This is a genomic window from Staphylococcus condimenti, assembly GCF_001618885.1.
In the GTDB taxonomy this organism is placed as follows: domain Bacteria; phylum Bacillota; class Bacilli; order Staphylococcales; family Staphylococcaceae; genus Staphylococcus; species Staphylococcus condimenti.
Genome location: NZ_CP015114.1, coordinates 17,014 through 31,376 on the forward strand (window position 1 = coordinate 17,014; position 14,363 = coordinate 31,376).

Below are 14,363 nucleotides of genomic sequence, written 5' to 3' on the forward strand. Positions count from 1 at the left end.
ATTCAACCAAAACATATTATTAATATTTTAGTTATTTTTGTCAAATTCATGTTAGAATAATGATATATTTTTTAAAGGAGCGTCAAAGAATGAAAATGAGCGAAAAAGAATTAATTTCACATATCCAAACAAGACTGTCTGAATTTGTAGATGAAATCAATCACGTTGATCCTGATAAAGTCAGTGTTGAAGACGTCGATGAATGGATTGGGTTACTTGATCAGTTAGAAGAAAAAGTGAAAACTGTTCAACACGAAAAATAATTCTGAGTTTAAAGATATGTTTAAAATTCTCTGATTTGGTCTAAATAATAATATATGTCAATAAATAACATTGATTAATATTCACGCTATCTAATTTAAATATAAATTGAAAGGTGATAATTTTATGACTAAACCAGTAGCAATTATTTTAGCAAATGATTTTGAAGATATTGAATTAACTAGCCCTAAAGAGGCAATTGAAGAAGCAGGTTATAAAACTGTTATTATCGGCCATGAAGCAGGTGAAGAAGTTGTAGGTAAACATGGTACGAAAGCTAAAGTTGGTGTAGGTATCGGCTCTGCAGAACCTTCTGAATACTCAGCTTTACTCATTCCTGGCGGATTTTCACCAGACCACTTGCGCGGCGATGTAGATGGACGTTATGGTACATTCGCAAAAGCGTTTATGAAAGACAACAAACCAGTCTTTGCAATCTGCCACGGACCGCAAGTATTAATTGATACTGACGATTTAAAAGATCGCACATTAACTGCAGTTTTAAATGTACGTAAAGACTTATCAAATGCAGGTGCACATGTAAAAGATGAATCAGTAGTTGTAGATGGAAATCTTGTAACAAGTCGTACACCTGACGATTTAAATGATTTCAATCATGCTATTGTTGAATCATTAAATAAAGAAAACAAATAAATTGAAACTTATTTAAATGAGTGACGGGCATTTCTTTTGAAATGCTCGTTTTTTTACATATCAAGGCGTAAAGCAAGATACTTCTTGAGACTGATTTTTACTTAATTTAATGAATTATTATTTTAAGACACGTCATTCTCAATTATAATAAGTTATGAAGTAAAAATTACAATTGAGGAGAAAGTGTGTCTGATGAAAAGAAGCGAAAGACTATCTAGAGAGTCAAAAAATGCTAGAACGAACACACAAAATGCACCACACTATAATACGTATTATCAACCTGTTGGTGCGCCACCGAAAAAGCAAAAAGGCAAAGGATTATTTTTTAAAATAGTAATAGGTCTTATTATTATTGCCGCTATATTTTTCGGAGCAATGTATGCATTGTCATCAAAAGCGAATGTTGATGATTTAAAAACAATTAAAGATAAATCAACGTATGTACCTGTATCAGATATGCCTGATTATACAAAGGGTGCTTTTATATCGATGGAAGACGAGCGTTTTTATGATCATGGCGCATTTGATGTGAAAGGAATATTCAGAGCCTTGTTCACAACAATCAGCGATCATAATGTTCAAGGCGGAAGTACAATAAGTCAACAAGTAGTGAAAAATTATTATTATGATAATGAACAAAGTTTTACTCGTAAGGTAAAAGAAATTATGGTAGCAAGTCGTATGGAACGTGAGTATTCAAAAGATGAAATTTTAAGTTTTTATATCAATAATATATATTACGGTGATAACCAATATACAATTGAAGGTGCTGCGAACCATTACTTTGGAACAACAACTGTTAAAAACAGTCAGAATATGCCAACCATTACAGTATTGCAGAGTGCTATTTTAGCAAGTAAAATCAATGCGCCAAGTGTGTATGATGTAAATGATATGTCGCAAAATTATGTGAATCGTGTAAAGATAAATTTAGAAAAAATGAAACAACAAGGATATATTAACGAAGAACAATATAAAACAGCGCTTGCACAGTTAGGTGTTTAAAAGGCGTATTTGAAACACAGGTAAGTCTTAAAAGCTTATCTGTGTTTCTTTTATTTGAAAAAGCGCATCTATTGGAATCCATCTGCAATTTAAGTAAAGTATAACGCTATAAAACTCAGCAATTTTGTTTTACAATAAGTATCGAATAGAATTTAATGAATTTAAAGCGAGTTGAAAGTATGCCGAAAGTTACTAAAATTGAAGTTCAAAAAAAGAATAAAGAACGATTTAATTTGTATTTAGATGAAAGTTTTGAAATGGGTATTGATATGGATACTTTAGTACACTTCAATCTGAAAAAAGGGGACGTCCTTACTGCAGCGAATATGGAAGAAATTCAAAAATATGAACATTTTCGTTTCGGCTTGCATCTAGCAATACAATATCTTTCTTATCGAAAACGTACTGAACAAGAAGTGATTCAGCATCTTCAAAAACATGAAATCAGCGAATCAGCTATTGCAGAAGTGATTAATTATTGCAACAGAGAAGGGTATATCGATCATGATGATTATGCTGAAAGTTTAAAAAATACCATGATTCGTACAACAGATAAAGGTCCTGAAATATTCCGTCAAAAACTGATTAAAGCTGGTATCGAGAAACCATTGGTTGAAAACTATACCGCTAAATATGAAGAAGAGCAGCCGCTTGAAGATATAGAAGTACTGGCTGATAAATTACTGCATCAGAAAAAAGGACCTAAAAAGAAAAGAATTGATAAAGTTAAGCAATCTTTACTTCAAAAAGGTTATTCTTTTGAAGTAATAAATGAAGCGATGCAAAATCTTGATTTTGAACCTGACAGCGAAGAAATTGAATTGCTTTTACAAAGAGAATTAGAAAAGGTTTATCATAAATATGAACGCAAATATGAGGGTAGACAATTAGAGATGAAAACTATTGAAGCTTTGCTTCGAAAAGGTTATGAGTATGATACAATTAAAGATAAAATGAGAGAAAGCGGGATAGGCGATGAGTGAAAAAAGTTTAAGCAAAATGACTAAAAATGAAATTTTGGATGAAATTCAAAAATATAAAGAAAAAATGCGAAAAGCAGAAATGAATGGTATCTTAAATGAATATGATGTTTATCGTACTAAAGTTATTATTGCTGAAAGTTACCTTGTAGATCAAAGTAAAATCGAATTTGGAAAAATATATGAATTAAACGATGGTACCAAGCGATATATGCGAGTTGATCGTATGAAGGGTATTTTTGCGTGGGGAAAAATATTACATAGCAGTCAAAAGGAAGAAGGCCTCCCAGTCGCATTATTAAAACTATAGAAGGATGTAAGCAGATATGGCGAGTTCAATTGTATTAAAATTACTGAATATTACACATTACTATCGCAGAAAAAACCGAAAAAAATGGTATCTGCCTTACGGTTATGATGCTGAAGACATTGAATTGAATAATGTTTCATTATATATATACCAAGGGGAATCTTTAGGCATTATAGGTGAGCCGGGCGCTTCAAAAACTTTAATAGGCAGAATATTAGCAGGCGAAGTAAATCCTGATAAAGGACGCATGAACCGAACAGGCAGTTTGTTTTTTGGCGATTTGGAGGATAAGCATTTACATGAAGAAACAGTAGAAGCTTATGTACAAAATGCGGTAGAACTATTTACATACAAAGGTTCAGATCATAAGACAGAACAAATCATTCGTTATGCAGGGTTGAATGATTTAAAAAACAAGGCTGTGTATCAATTAACTGAACGACAATATGCACAATTGATACTGAGCTTGGCGCGTACTTCAAAAGCTGAAATTATAGTTTTCAATCATGTGCTTCATTATTTAGATGAAACATTTTTAGAGCGCGCGGTTGAGTTGGCAGATGATTACATTGATGATGAATTAACAATAATAACAATCGACGATGACTTAAACGTTATTCGAAAAGTCAGTAACTATGCTGTTTGGATTTCTCATGGTCAAATGCGTATGGAAGGTCCTTTAAGCAGAGTGCTTCCAACTTTTACAGAACATGAAAATGACCGAAAATCACTGGAAACAGATGAAGAAAAGAAAAATTTCGATGTTGACTGGAAGAAAAAAAGAACAAGAATTCCTGAAATGACATACAATTTCAGACGAATAGAACGATATAAACACGCAAAACCTACACCTTTTTTAGCTAGAGTCATTGGTTGGAGTATTGCTTTAGCCTTAGGATTTATTATCACTGCAGCACTTCTTTTCACCAATCAAGGGATTGTGCAATTTGCGCAAAATACAGAGCAAACAAAATTACAATCCAATTCTAAACAGGCCTTCGAGGATAAATTATCTTATGGTATTGTGACCGAAAAACAATTGAATGCTAAAGCTGAAAAAGGGAACAATACATTAAAAATTCCTCATTATGCTTTGGTAACGATTACTGGGGAAAATGACAATAAATATCGTATAGATGTTGATGGACAAGATTATGATACGAATAAAGGGAATATTCGATACTTTAATCCAGCTGGTTTATATGAATCACATGGTAAAGCTGCTTTAGAAGATTATATGAAATCAAATTATATTAACTACATTGATTTTTATAATAGTCATCTTGGACAATCCAAAGAAAAAGTAGAAAAATCATTGGTACCAGAAAAAGATAATCGATTTGTTGTGCCGATTACACAGCAACCAGTCAGTATGTTATTTAACGATTCAAAACACCTTAGCGGTTTTGTCTATCCAATGGTTAATAAGGATAAGTTTAAGGATAAATTTAATGTTAAAAGTGATATTTGGATTTGCAAATCAGGAAAAGGTTACTATATTGCAGATATGAAAAATAACAAATGGATATATATAGAATTGTAGGTGGAGCATTATGATAGATAAAATTATTAATAATACAATCAATTTTTACCATAGCTTACCGCAATTACTTAGACATTTAGGCGGCAGTTTAAAAAGAAATTGGAAATGGTTAGTTGCACCTTTAGTAACATCAATTATCTTGTTGGTTATCATGCTGATAGGGTTTAAAATCAATAAAACTACTGAAGAAACGCAAGCAGTTTGGTATTATCGCTATATCGGTTTAATAACATTACTATGGACACTTGTGACACTTTACTTCAATATCATGCGTTATCGTAGAGATTACTATGAATATAAAAACTTTGATTATCCTGTTTCATTTAAGACAATCATTTATACAGTGATTTTTTCCATAGGATTATTAATCTCAATTGGTGTAGTAGTATTTGCTAAGCCGGTGAACTTAGACAGTTCATTTATTGCGATTGCATTTTATTGGTTCATGTGGAATGTATTTATTATTTTAGTATCACAGGTATTAGGTTTAATTCGCATGGTCAGTCGATATAAATTATTTGATGTCATTTTATATATCATGTTTGCGGTAATGTTTTTGACGGTTCCTATTATCTTTATTCCTTCTGAGAAACCATCAATTTTAATGCATATATTAATGTTGAATCCACTCTTTTACCTTGTTTCTGGTATAGAGGAAGCGGTTATTATAGGTATTAATAGTTTAGGCAACCTGCCTTATCATGTTTATTTCTTAGTTTGGATTGGAATTGCGGGATTATTACTTTACATATTCCGACCGCATATTGCTTATGAAAAATTTAGAATGACACGTAATCGTTCTATTCATTTAAAAAATACTGCTGATCCTGAAAAAGTAAAATCAACTAATATAACAAATTAAGAAAACGGAGTGGACGCTAAATCCACTCCGTTTTTTATTAATGTGCATATAATTTTTTTATCAGTTTTTGTTCGCTGAACACCCAGCCTGTATAAGAATGTTTAATATTCATATCCTTATCTAAATGAGCAATTGCAACAAAAGAATAATGGTCATTTTTTAAATATCTTAAATCAATAAAGCGCACCTCATAGATATTATCGCTTAATTGTCTAGCATCCCATCGATAAATAGATGAGAAATTTAAAAAGGCTTTAATATTTGGATCTTTTCGTAATGAGGTCATTAATGCTTCATCAGGAAATTCTTGGCGTTTTACTTTATCCGCAAATACGATATTTCGACCATAACTTTTTCCTACATAATCATGTGTTGCTGTTTGAACAGCTACACGCCATTCCATAAATTTTATAGTAGGAGCTACGAAAACTTTTACTAAGTGGGCTTTATCCTGGCTGCTTACCATGCGAAGCACTTGTTTTTTAATAGCAGATCGGAAAATAAAACGAACAACATAGTAAAAGAAAAGAATAATAAATATTGGAAAAAATACTGCATAAGCGTTTAATCCAAATGCCCATAGTACAATTCCTAAGCACCATAATATAAAAATATAAGGATCGAACGTATTAATCACACTTAATTGTATCCATTTATTCGAAAAAGGACGTAATGCTTGAGTACCGTATGAATTAAATATATCAACAAAGACATGGAGGAATACTCCGAGTTGGGCCCAAAGCCAAATATGCATCGGATTTACGCCTTTTGAAAAAGTAAATACTAATAAAGTAATTAAAATCGGCCATAAAAGTGTGAAAGGGATTGAATGTGTTATCCCTCTGTGATTAGATATATAGGCAGCATTATTTTTAAGTTTTAAAACGGTATCGCTGTCAGGGATTAGTGAACTGGCAATTAGTGTAGTTGCAGCAACACCAAAATGACCCGACATAGATGGGTCATGCATCGCTAATGCAGTAAGACCAATACCCATCACTATATGTGTTCCTGTATCCATAATCGTTCACTCATTTCAAATAGTCTTATATCTATTATAAATGATAAACTGAAATAACAAAATTGATAAAGCTGTTTAAGACGCAAAGGAGAAATATGTATATATGCTACAGCCTGATACTTTCAAAGATGATATTTTAAATTGGTTCAAAATAAATCAACGAGAAATGCCATGGCGAGAAACAACCAATCCGTATTACATATGGATAAGTGAAGTAATGCTTCAACAAACACAAGTGAAAACAGTCATTGATTATTACCATCGATTTACAGAAAGGTTTCCTACTATAGAAGATTTGAGTATGGCAGAACAAGATGAAGTGCTGAAATATTGGGAAGGGCTCGGTTATTATAGCAGAGCTCGCAATTTTCATACTGCAATTCAAGAAGTAGCTGAATCTTATCACGGAAAAGTACCCGACAACCCTGAGGTTTTTGAGAAGCTTAAAGGAGTGGGGCCTTATACTAAAGCAGCAGTAATGAGTATAGCATTTGATTTGCCATTGCCTACCGTGGATGGAAATGTTTTTCGTGTATGGTCTCGATTGAATAATGATTTCAGTGATACAGCAAAACAATCTACAAGAAAAGCTTTCGAAAATGAATTGATGCCTTATGTTGAAACTGAAGCGGGCCAATTCAATCAAGCAATGATGGAATTAGGGGCATTGATATGCACACCGAAATCACCGCTTTGTTTGTTATGTCCGGTACAATCTCATTGTGAAGCATTTCAAGAAGGTACTGTAGAAAAATTGCCTGTTAAAATCAAAAAAGTTAAAAAGAAAACTGTACACCAAGATTGTTTTATAATCCAAAATGAAAAAGGGGAATACTTGATAGAACAAAGACAAGCAAAACTGTTGAATGGTATGTGGGAGTTTCCGATGTATGAACAGGAAGAAAGTGAACAAAAATTGAATGCTTTGCTGGATGAAAACATAGAAGTTCCAGATAAACCAATTTTTCAACTAAAACATCAATTCACACATTTAACATGGAATATAAAAGTCTACGAAATTAAAGAAGAAATTTCTTCAGATCATTTCACTTTAAACTCTCAATTCCGTTGGTTGAAATTATCTGAAAGAAATCAGTTTAATTTCCCGGCTTCCATGCATAAGATATTAGATTATCTTGAAAAGGAAAATAACAAAGACTGAGAAGGCCAAGCCTTTATGTTATAATAAGTTTTGTGTAAAAAAGCCAGCAAGGAGGTGTGGAGCGTGGTAAAAGAAACCATACCGAAAGAAGGAGAAAACATCAAAATTCAGAGTTACAAGCACGATGGCAACATTCACCGCGTGTGGTCAGAAACAACTATTTTAAAAGGTACAGATCATGTTGTAATTGGTGGAAATGATCATACGCTTGTAACTGAAAGTGATGGACGGACATGGATAACACGTGAGCCTGCGATTGTATATTTTCATTCTGAATATTGGTTTAACGTGATTTGTATGTTTAGAGAAGACGGTGTTTATTATTACTGTAATCTTTCTTCTCCTTTTGTATGTGATGAAGAGGCACTTAAGTATATTGATTATGATTTAGATATCAAAGTTTATCCAAATGGAAAATATCATCTATTAGATGAAGATGAATATCAACAGCATATGCAGCAGATGAATTATCCAAAGGATATTGATGTCATTTTACGTCGAAACGTGGATATACTGCAACAGTGGATTGAACAGAAAAAAGGACCGTTTGCTCCAGACTTTATAAAGGTTTGGAGAGAACGCTATAAAAAACTGCGTCAGAAATCATAATACAAAGCAGATTTCTTTATTCTCTATATAGAATTTCATTATAATGGCTATATTATTATATACGGTATAAAACGGGGTTTGAACTCAAGCTTGAAAAAGCAAGGTTCAGCCTCGTTGATTTTTGAAAGCATTCATTTAAAATGGATGAATTGTAAGGGAGGATAAGAATAAAATGATACGCAGATATCTAAAATTTGTTAAACCGTATAAATGGCGTATCATAGCTACGATAATCATTGGGATAATCAAATTCGGCATTCCGATGCTAATCCCTTTACTTATTAAATATGCTATTGATGGTGTTATAAATAATCACGATATAACGACACATGAAAAAATGATGCGCTTAGCAATTTCCATTGGTATTGCTTTATTTATTTTTGCGGTACTTAGACCACCGATTGAATATGCAAGGCAATATTTAGCACAATGGACAAGTAATAAGATACTCTATGATATTCGAAAACGATTATATGATCACTTACAAGCACTCAGTGCACGTTTTTATTCGAATAATAAAGCAGGAGAGGTCATTTCACGTGTTATTAACGACGTAGAACAAACGAAAGATTTTATTTTAACAGGACTTATGAATATATGGTTGGATTGTGTCACAATCATTATTGCTTTATCCATCATGTTCTTCTTAGATGTTAAATTGACACTTGCTGCAATGTTTATTTTCCCGTTTTATATTTTGACAGTGTATTATTTCTTTGGAAGATTACGAGGTTTAACGAGAGAACGTTCTCAAGCATTAGCAGAAGTTCAAGGGTTCTTACATGAAAGAGTTCAAGGTATTTCAGTAATCAAAAGTTTCGCTATTGAAAAGAACGAAGCGGAAAATTTTGATAAACGAAATAAACATTTCTTGCATCGTGCATTTAAGCATACACGTTGGAATGCTTATTCATTTGCAGCCATTAATACAGTTACTGACTTAGGTCCGATTATTGTCATTGGTGTTGGTGGTTATTTAGCTGTAAACGGTTCTATTACAGTAGGTACACTTGCAGCATTTGTAGGTTATTTAGAACAATTATTTGGACCATTGCGCCGTCTTGTTTCTTCATTTACAACTTTAACGCAAAGTTTTGCTTCAATGGATCGTGTGTTCCAATTATTAGATGAAGATTACGATGTGAAAGATGAACCGTACGCTAAGCCGATTAAGATAGAGAACGGTGATATTGATATTCAAAATGTTTCATTCCGTTATAATCAATATGCACCGAAAGTTCTAGATAATATTTCATTAAATGTGAAACATGGAGAAACTGTTGCATTTGTCGGTATGTCAGGTGGCGGGAAATCTACTTTAATTAATTTGATTCCTAGATTTTATGATGTTACTGAAGGTGAAATTACTATTGACAATCACCCAGTTAAAAATTTCTTGTTATCAAGCTTGCGTAATCAAATCGGTTTAGTACAGCAAGATAACATATTATTCTCAGATACAATTAGAGAAAATATTTTGCTCGGTAAACCTGGAGCGAGCGATGAGGAAGTAATTGAAGCAGCAAAACTTGCTAATGCACATGATTTTATTATGAGCTTAACGGATGGATATGAGACGGAAGTAGGGGAACGCGGTGTGAAATTGTCAGGTGGTCAAAAACAACGTATTTCTCTTGCGCGTATTTTCTTAAATAATCCGCCTATTATTATTTTAGATGAAGCAACAAGTGCTTTAGATTTAGAAAGTGAAGCCATTATTCAAGAAGCATTAACCCATCTAAGCGAAAATAGAACTACATTAATCGTTGCGCATAGACTTTCAACGATTACACATGCAGATAAAATTGTAGTAATAGAAAACGGACATATTATTGAAACTGGTACACATCAAGAATTACTTGCAAAACAAGGTGCTTACCATCATCTTTATACAATTCAAGATCTATAAAAAGGCTCTCTGTCAAATAGGACTGGTGGCTCAAATTATAGAGGTTAAGCAGCTTTTAGCTGCTTAATCTCTTTTTTAGGATTCGAGGAAAAAAGTCTCGTACATAAAATAATACGATTGCGCAAATTAGTGAAGTTTTTATAACCGAAAGAAACCCTTTTTATCAGTTTGATCTTATTATTAATACCTTCGAGCGGACCGTTGGTCAGATTCGAATATTCCAAAGTATTCAGTACCATGTCATGATAATTTTTAAGTGTTCTGATGGAAATTTGAAGTTTGGGGGCGATGTTTCCCATGGTTATTGCCTGTATGGTTGATGTATATAACTGTTCATCATTTTCTTTTAAAGCGTAACGCAGCTGATGGACATAGTGATGCGTGTTTAACAATTTATCATCAAAATCCAATAAGAAATCTACGATTCCTTTGGTTGTTTTCCATTGTTTGAACAGCGGAACTTTATTATATTCGAACATCTCCAATTGTTCATAAGGCTTCAAAATCAGTTTCCAGTAACGCTTATATTTATTGTAAAGCGGTCTGTCGTTATTTCGGAAAGTATTCATAACACTGACACGAGTCATATTCAAAGCACGATTCAATGATTGTACAATATGGAATCGGTCTATAATAATTTTGGCATTAGGGAATACTTCGTTGATCAAAGACATATAAGGTTCGTACATATCGATAGATACCGTCTTCACACGTTGTCTTTCAGCTAGTGAATAACGATAAAAGTGCGTTTTCAGAGCTGCCAATCTGCGATCGGGAACAATATCTACGATACGGTGGGTCACGGCATCAGCATAAATAAAACTCATATTATGGCTGACATGTTTGACACTTTTGAATTCATCCATCATTAAATGTTCAGGCAAAGCGCTGAATGGCTTTTGAGCAATCTGAGAAGCAGCTTTATCTATTATCCGAGCAACTGTAGAAGCCCCGACAGCACAAGATTCAGCAATTGACTTTTGAGAACGGATTTCGGTAGCTTTCTGCAAAACAGCTAAACGGGTATTATCCGAAATATGGCAATGTCTTTCAACTGTTTTTGTTTCAGCAGTGAAGTGCGTACAGCAGTGCTTACAGTAAAAACGCTGCTTCTTCAGGTTCAAATAGGCTTGTCTTTCAGATACCTTAGGTATCGTAATACGGGAATTCTTCATTCCATTTTTTATAATGGAGTGGTCGATATTTTTAAATCCGCAGTTTTCGCAGTGTTCAGGTACGTACGTCATTTTTCCAAAGTAGAATAGACATGTTTTTCCTTTATACTCTTTTTCTTCAATCTTAGTGTCGAATTCTATATTTTTATCTTTAATTCCCAGTGTAGTTGATATAAAATGATTCATAGGCGCAACTTATCTCCTTTAATTTGGGTTTGGTCACTTTAAATTATAGAGATAATTGCGCTATTTTTATATCAAAAAATCGGACGAGTGATTTTCTCACCAGTCCGATTTAGTATAGAACCTATAAAAAAAGGAGTATAACCGCAATGTTTCAGCGGTTATACTCCTTTTTAATTATAAATCTAAATCTTCATCATCAATTTCTATTTCAGAATCATCTTTATGATATTCAAAATAACTTAAAACTAATCGATCTAAATGTTCTAAATCGTTACTTAATTCTTCGATTGCTGATATGATTTGCATCAAATTTGAAACAGAGTAAACGGATTCAGGTTTATGTTCCACCATTTCTTGTTTGAATGCTTCTATCAATTCAATTTTTTGCGGATTATCTACAGGCATTTGAAAGTTTTCATAATCATAGCGTGCTTTTTGAGCAATACTCAACATAATCTGATCATAAGAAGTCATTAAGTCATCGAGTTCTAATTTGATTTGCAGCATCAAATCATTGCTGGCTTGGTGCAAATCATTTTGATATCGATGCATTCTCCTTAAGACATCATAAGCACGTCTTGTTGTTATAACAACTTGTCTGAAAATGATTTTTTTACGGTTCAATTCGGGTAGATGCTTTTTAAACAAGGGTCGTTCTTCCTTATAGTAATCAAAAAGTTGATCCAAATTTTGCAACCGTTTCTTTATTGTCTGAGTATCTTCTTTTACATGATGATATTCTGTTGTGTCATTCAGCACTAATTTAATCCACTTAAACACATCGTTTGCGATGTTCATTGAATTATAATATAGTTTCGTTTCATATTTTGGCGGAAAGAATGCTACATTAACAAAAAATGAACTGAAAACACCGATCATCACTAAAACAAATCGAAAGAATGCAGCAGCATAGAAATTGCCTGTTGTACTTCCTTGACCCATGATTATTAATGCGGTAACTGTGGCAAGGGTTGCAACATGTTGTAATTTGAATTGGAATAACATTGCTATAAGTATGATTACTGTAGCACCCATTATAATAATGTTATCTCCGAATAAGCTGACCATAATAACAGCTAAAATTGCGCCGATTACATTACCTTGGAACTGGTCTTTTATCGTTTTATAAGAACGATAAACACTTGGTTGCATAGCAACGATGGCACCAATACCAGCAACAGTCGGCAATCCCGCACTTTTTGGAAGTAAGGATGCAATCAGCATCGCAAATACAATAGCAATTCCCGTCTTAAATATTCTGGCACCTAATTTCAAATTTTTTTGTGCTCCTTTTTACCTATTTATAAACGGATTTATGATGAAATTTCTTTCAACAATAATAACGTATAATAAAGTTATACAATGATTGATTACGAATTTCAAGTTTATTTCATTTGTGAAAAAGCGTAGTCTGCAGCACGTAATGTTTCTTCGATATCTTCATCAGTGTGTTCTGTTGTTAAGAACCAAGCTTCAAATTTAGAAGGTGCTAAGTTGATACCTTGATTCAACATCAACTTGAAGAATTTAGCAAAGGCATCACCATCTGCATTTTCTGCTTGATCATAATGCGTTACTTTTTCATCTGTAAAATATAGTGTGAGTGAACCGTAAACACGGTTGATTGTAGCAGTTATACCATGTTTATCTATTAATTCATTTAATCCATCTTCTAATTTTTTACCTAAGCGGTCTAATTCTTCATAAACGCCATCTTGTTCTAATACTTCTAATAAAGCAATACCAGCTTTCATAGAAAGTGGGTTTCCTGCCATTGTACCAGCTTGGTATGCAGGTCCTAGAGGGGCAACTTGTTCCATGATATCTTGGCGACCGCCGTATCCGCCTATTGGTAATCCGCCACCTACAATTTTACCGAATGCAGTTAAGTCAGGGTAAACGTTTAATAAATCTTGAGCTGCGCCGTAATGGAAGCGGAATGCAGTAATAACTTCATCATATACAACTAATCCGCCATATTCATGAGTAATTTCATTAACAGCTTCTAAGAAACCAGGTTTAGGTTCTACCATTCCGAAATTACCGACAATAGGTTCCACAAGTACAGCAGCAACTTCATTACCCCAATGTTCCATTGCTTCTTTATAAGCGTCGATATCATTGAATGGTACTGTAATTACTTCTTGAGCGACACTTTTAGGAACACCGGCAGAGTCTGGAGAACCTAGTTGAGAAGGTCCGCTTCCAGCAGCAACTAATACTAAATCTGAGTGTCCATGATAAGAACCGGCAAATTTAATGATTTTATTACGATTTGTATAAGCACGTGCTACACGAATCGTTGTCATCACTGCCTCAGTCCCTGAGTTTACAAAGCGCATTTTTTCTAAAGAAGGAATTGCCTCACGTAATTTTTTGGCAAATTCAATTTCTAATTCAGTAGGTGTACCATATAAGACACCTTTTGCTGCTTGTTCTTGAATTGCTTTTGTTATGTGTGGATGAGCATGACCTGTAATGATTGGACCGTATGCTTGCAGATAATCAATATAGCGATTTCCATCAACATCGTATAAATACTGACCTTTACCTTCTTTCATAACGACCGGTGCACCACCGCCTACTGCTTTATATGAACGTGAAGGTGAATTGACACCGCCTAAAATGTACTCATCTGATAAGCTCTGAAGTCGTTCGCTTTCAGTAAATTCCATGTTTTATCAAC

General features: G+C 33.5%; 14 protein-coding genes and 1 pseudogene. 11 read left to right on the top strand and 4 right to left on the bottom strand.

Features of this window, described 5'->3' with window-relative positions:
- Nucleotides 1-95 precede the first annotated feature (95 nt).
- From A4G25_RS12905 to A4G25_RS00130, 7 genes are all read left to right on the top strand, one after another.
- Nucleotides 96-263 (top strand): SE1561 family protein, encoded by a 168-nt coding sequence (locus tag A4G25_RS12905; RefSeq protein WP_231635415.1) that lies wholly within the window; start codon nucleotides 96-98, stop codon nucleotides 261-263.
- Between the two features lie 124 nt (nucleotides 264-387).
- The gene (locus A4G25_RS00105) at nucleotides 388-915 is read left to right on the top strand and encodes a type 1 glutamine amidotransferase domain-containing protein (RefSeq protein WP_047131770.1); all 528 of its coding nucleotides are present in this window, start codon (nucleotides 388-390) and stop codon (nucleotides 913-915) included.
- 192 nt (nucleotides 916-1,107) lie between these two features.
- Nucleotides 1,108-1,920: a monofunctional peptidoglycan glycosyltransferase SgtB gene (gene sgtB, locus A4G25_RS00110; protein ID WP_047131769.1), complete on the top strand. Its 813-nt coding sequence runs from the start codon at nucleotides 1,108-1,110 to the stop codon at nucleotides 1,918-1,920.
- A 179-nt stretch (nucleotides 1,921-2,099) separates the two neighbouring features.
- Nucleotides 2,100-2,903 (top strand): recombination regulator RecX, encoded by an 804-nt coding sequence (recX, locus tag A4G25_RS00115; RefSeq protein ID WP_047131768.1) that lies wholly within the window; start codon nucleotides 2,100-2,102, stop codon nucleotides 2,901-2,903.
- Nucleotides 2,896-3,210, top strand: coding sequence for a YfhH family protein (locus A4G25_RS00120; protein ID WP_041612988.1), 315 nt, complete (start codon nucleotides 2,896-2,898; stop codon nucleotides 3,208-3,210). The genes recX and A4G25_RS00120 overlap by 8 nt, the downstream gene beginning before the upstream one ends.
- Nucleotides 3,211-3,226: 16 nt before the next feature.
- Nucleotides 3,227-4,753, top strand: a complete 1,527-nt coding sequence (locus A4G25_RS00125) for an ATP-binding cassette domain-containing protein (protein WP_047131767.1) — start codon at nucleotides 3,227-3,229, stop codon at nucleotides 4,751-4,753.
- Nucleotides 4,754-4,763: 10 nt separating this feature from the next.
- On the top strand, nucleotides 4,764-5,615 hold the full coding sequence (locus A4G25_RS00130; RefSeq protein ID WP_047131766.1) for a hypothetical protein: 852 nt from the start codon (nucleotides 4,764-4,766) through the stop codon (nucleotides 5,613-5,615).
- Nucleotides 5,616-5,652: 37 nt separating this feature from the next.
- Here A4G25_RS00130 and A4G25_RS00135 read toward each other — a convergent pair whose 3' ends face one another.
- Complete coding sequence (locus A4G25_RS00135; RefSeq protein WP_047131765.1) at nucleotides 5,653-6,636, bottom strand: metal-dependent hydrolase; 984 nt, start codon at nucleotides 6,634-6,636, stop codon at nucleotides 5,653-5,655.
- 103 nt (nucleotides 6,637-6,739) lie between these two features.
- Between A4G25_RS00135 and mutY the strand changes: the two genes are divergently transcribed.
- The 4 genes and pseudogenes from mutY to A4G25_RS13360 form a co-directional block, all read left to right on the top strand.
- A complete protein-coding gene (gene mutY, locus A4G25_RS00140) occupies nucleotides 6,740-7,798 on the top strand; it encodes an A/G-specific adenine glycosylase (protein ID WP_047131764.1) in 1,059 nt (352 codons plus the stop codon).
- 63 nt (nucleotides 7,799-7,861) lie between these two features.
- Entirely contained in the window at nucleotides 7,862-8,407 is a 546-nt protein-coding gene (gene ntdP / locus A4G25_RS00145; RefSeq protein WP_047131763.1) for a nucleoside tri-diphosphate phosphatase, read from the top strand.
- A 172-nt stretch (nucleotides 8,408-8,579) separates the two neighbouring features.
- On the top strand, nucleotides 8,580-10,316 hold the full coding sequence (locus A4G25_RS00150) for an ABC transporter ATP-binding protein (RefSeq protein WP_047131762.1): 1,737 nt from the start codon (nucleotides 8,580-8,582) through the stop codon (nucleotides 10,314-10,316).
- A pseudogene (locus A4G25_RS13360) lies at nucleotides 10,315-10,383 on the top strand (hypothetical protein); the annotation flags it as partial. The gene A4G25_RS00150 and the pseudogene A4G25_RS13360, both read left to right, overlap by 2 nt.
- On the opposite strand, the gene A4G25_RS00155 reads toward A4G25_RS13360, so the two are convergent.
- From A4G25_RS00155 to A4G25_RS00165, 3 genes are all read right to left on the bottom strand, one after another.
- On the bottom strand, nucleotides 10,361-11,677 hold the full coding sequence (locus tag A4G25_RS00155; RefSeq protein ID WP_063164605.1) for an ISL3 family transposase: 1,317 nt from the start codon (nucleotides 11,675-11,677) through the stop codon (nucleotides 10,361-10,363). The pseudogene A4G25_RS13360 and the gene A4G25_RS00155 overlap by 23 nt on opposite strands.
- Nucleotides 11,678-11,851: 174 nt before the next feature.
- The gene (locus A4G25_RS00160; RefSeq protein ID WP_047133005.1) at nucleotides 11,852-12,952 is read right to left on the bottom strand and encodes an FUSC family protein; all 1,101 of its coding nucleotides are present in this window, start codon (nucleotides 12,950-12,952) and stop codon (nucleotides 11,852-11,854) included.
- A 110-nt stretch (nucleotides 12,953-13,062) separates the two neighbouring features.
- Nucleotides 13,063-14,352, bottom strand: coding sequence for a glutamate-1-semialdehyde 2,1-aminomutase (locus tag A4G25_RS00165; protein ID WP_047133004.1), 1,290 nt, complete (start codon nucleotides 14,350-14,352; stop codon nucleotides 13,063-13,065).
- Nucleotides 14,353-14,363 lie beyond the last annotated feature (11 nt).

Coding starts and splice junctions, on each gene's coding strand:
- sgtB (WP_047131769.1), top strand. CDS start 1,108: ATGAAAAGAAGCGAAAGACTATCTAGAGAGTCAAAAAATGCTAGAACG.
- A4G25_RS00125 (WP_047131767.1), top strand. CDS start 3,227: ATGGCGAGTTCAATTGTATTAAAATTACTGAATATTACACATTACTAT.
- A4G25_RS12905 (WP_231635415.1), top strand. CDS start 96: ATGAGCGAAAAAGAATTAATTTCACATATCCAAACAAGACTGTCTGAA.
- A4G25_RS00105 (WP_047131770.1), top strand. CDS start 388: ATGACTAAACCAGTAGCAATTATTTTAGCAAATGATTTTGAAGATATT.
- A4G25_RS00135 (WP_047131765.1), bottom strand. CDS start 6,636: ATGGATACAGGAACACATATAGTGATGGGTATTGGTCTTACTGCATTA.
- A4G25_RS00130 (WP_047131766.1), top strand. CDS start 4,764: ATGATAGATAAAATTATTAATAATACAATCAATTTTTACCATAGCTTA.
- mutY (WP_047131764.1), top strand. CDS start 6,740: ATGCTACAGCCTGATACTTTCAAAGATGATATTTTAAATTGGTTCAAA.
- recX (WP_047131768.1), top strand. CDS start 2,100: ATGCCGAAAGTTACTAAAATTGAAGTTCAAAAAAAGAATAAAGAACGA.
- A4G25_RS00120 (WP_041612988.1), top strand. CDS start 2,896: ATGAGTGAAAAAAGTTTAAGCAAAATGACTAAAAATGAAATTTTGGAT.
- A4G25_RS00150 (WP_047131762.1), top strand. CDS start 8,580: ATGATACGCAGATATCTAAAATTTGTTAAACCGTATAAATGGCGTATC.
- A4G25_RS00155 (WP_063164605.1), bottom strand. CDS start 11,677: ATGAATCATTTTATATCAACTACACTGGGAATTAAAGATAAAAATATA.
- A4G25_RS00165 (WP_047133004.1), bottom strand. CDS start 14,352: ATGGAATTTACTGAAAGCGAACGACTTCAGAGCTTATCAGATGAGTAC.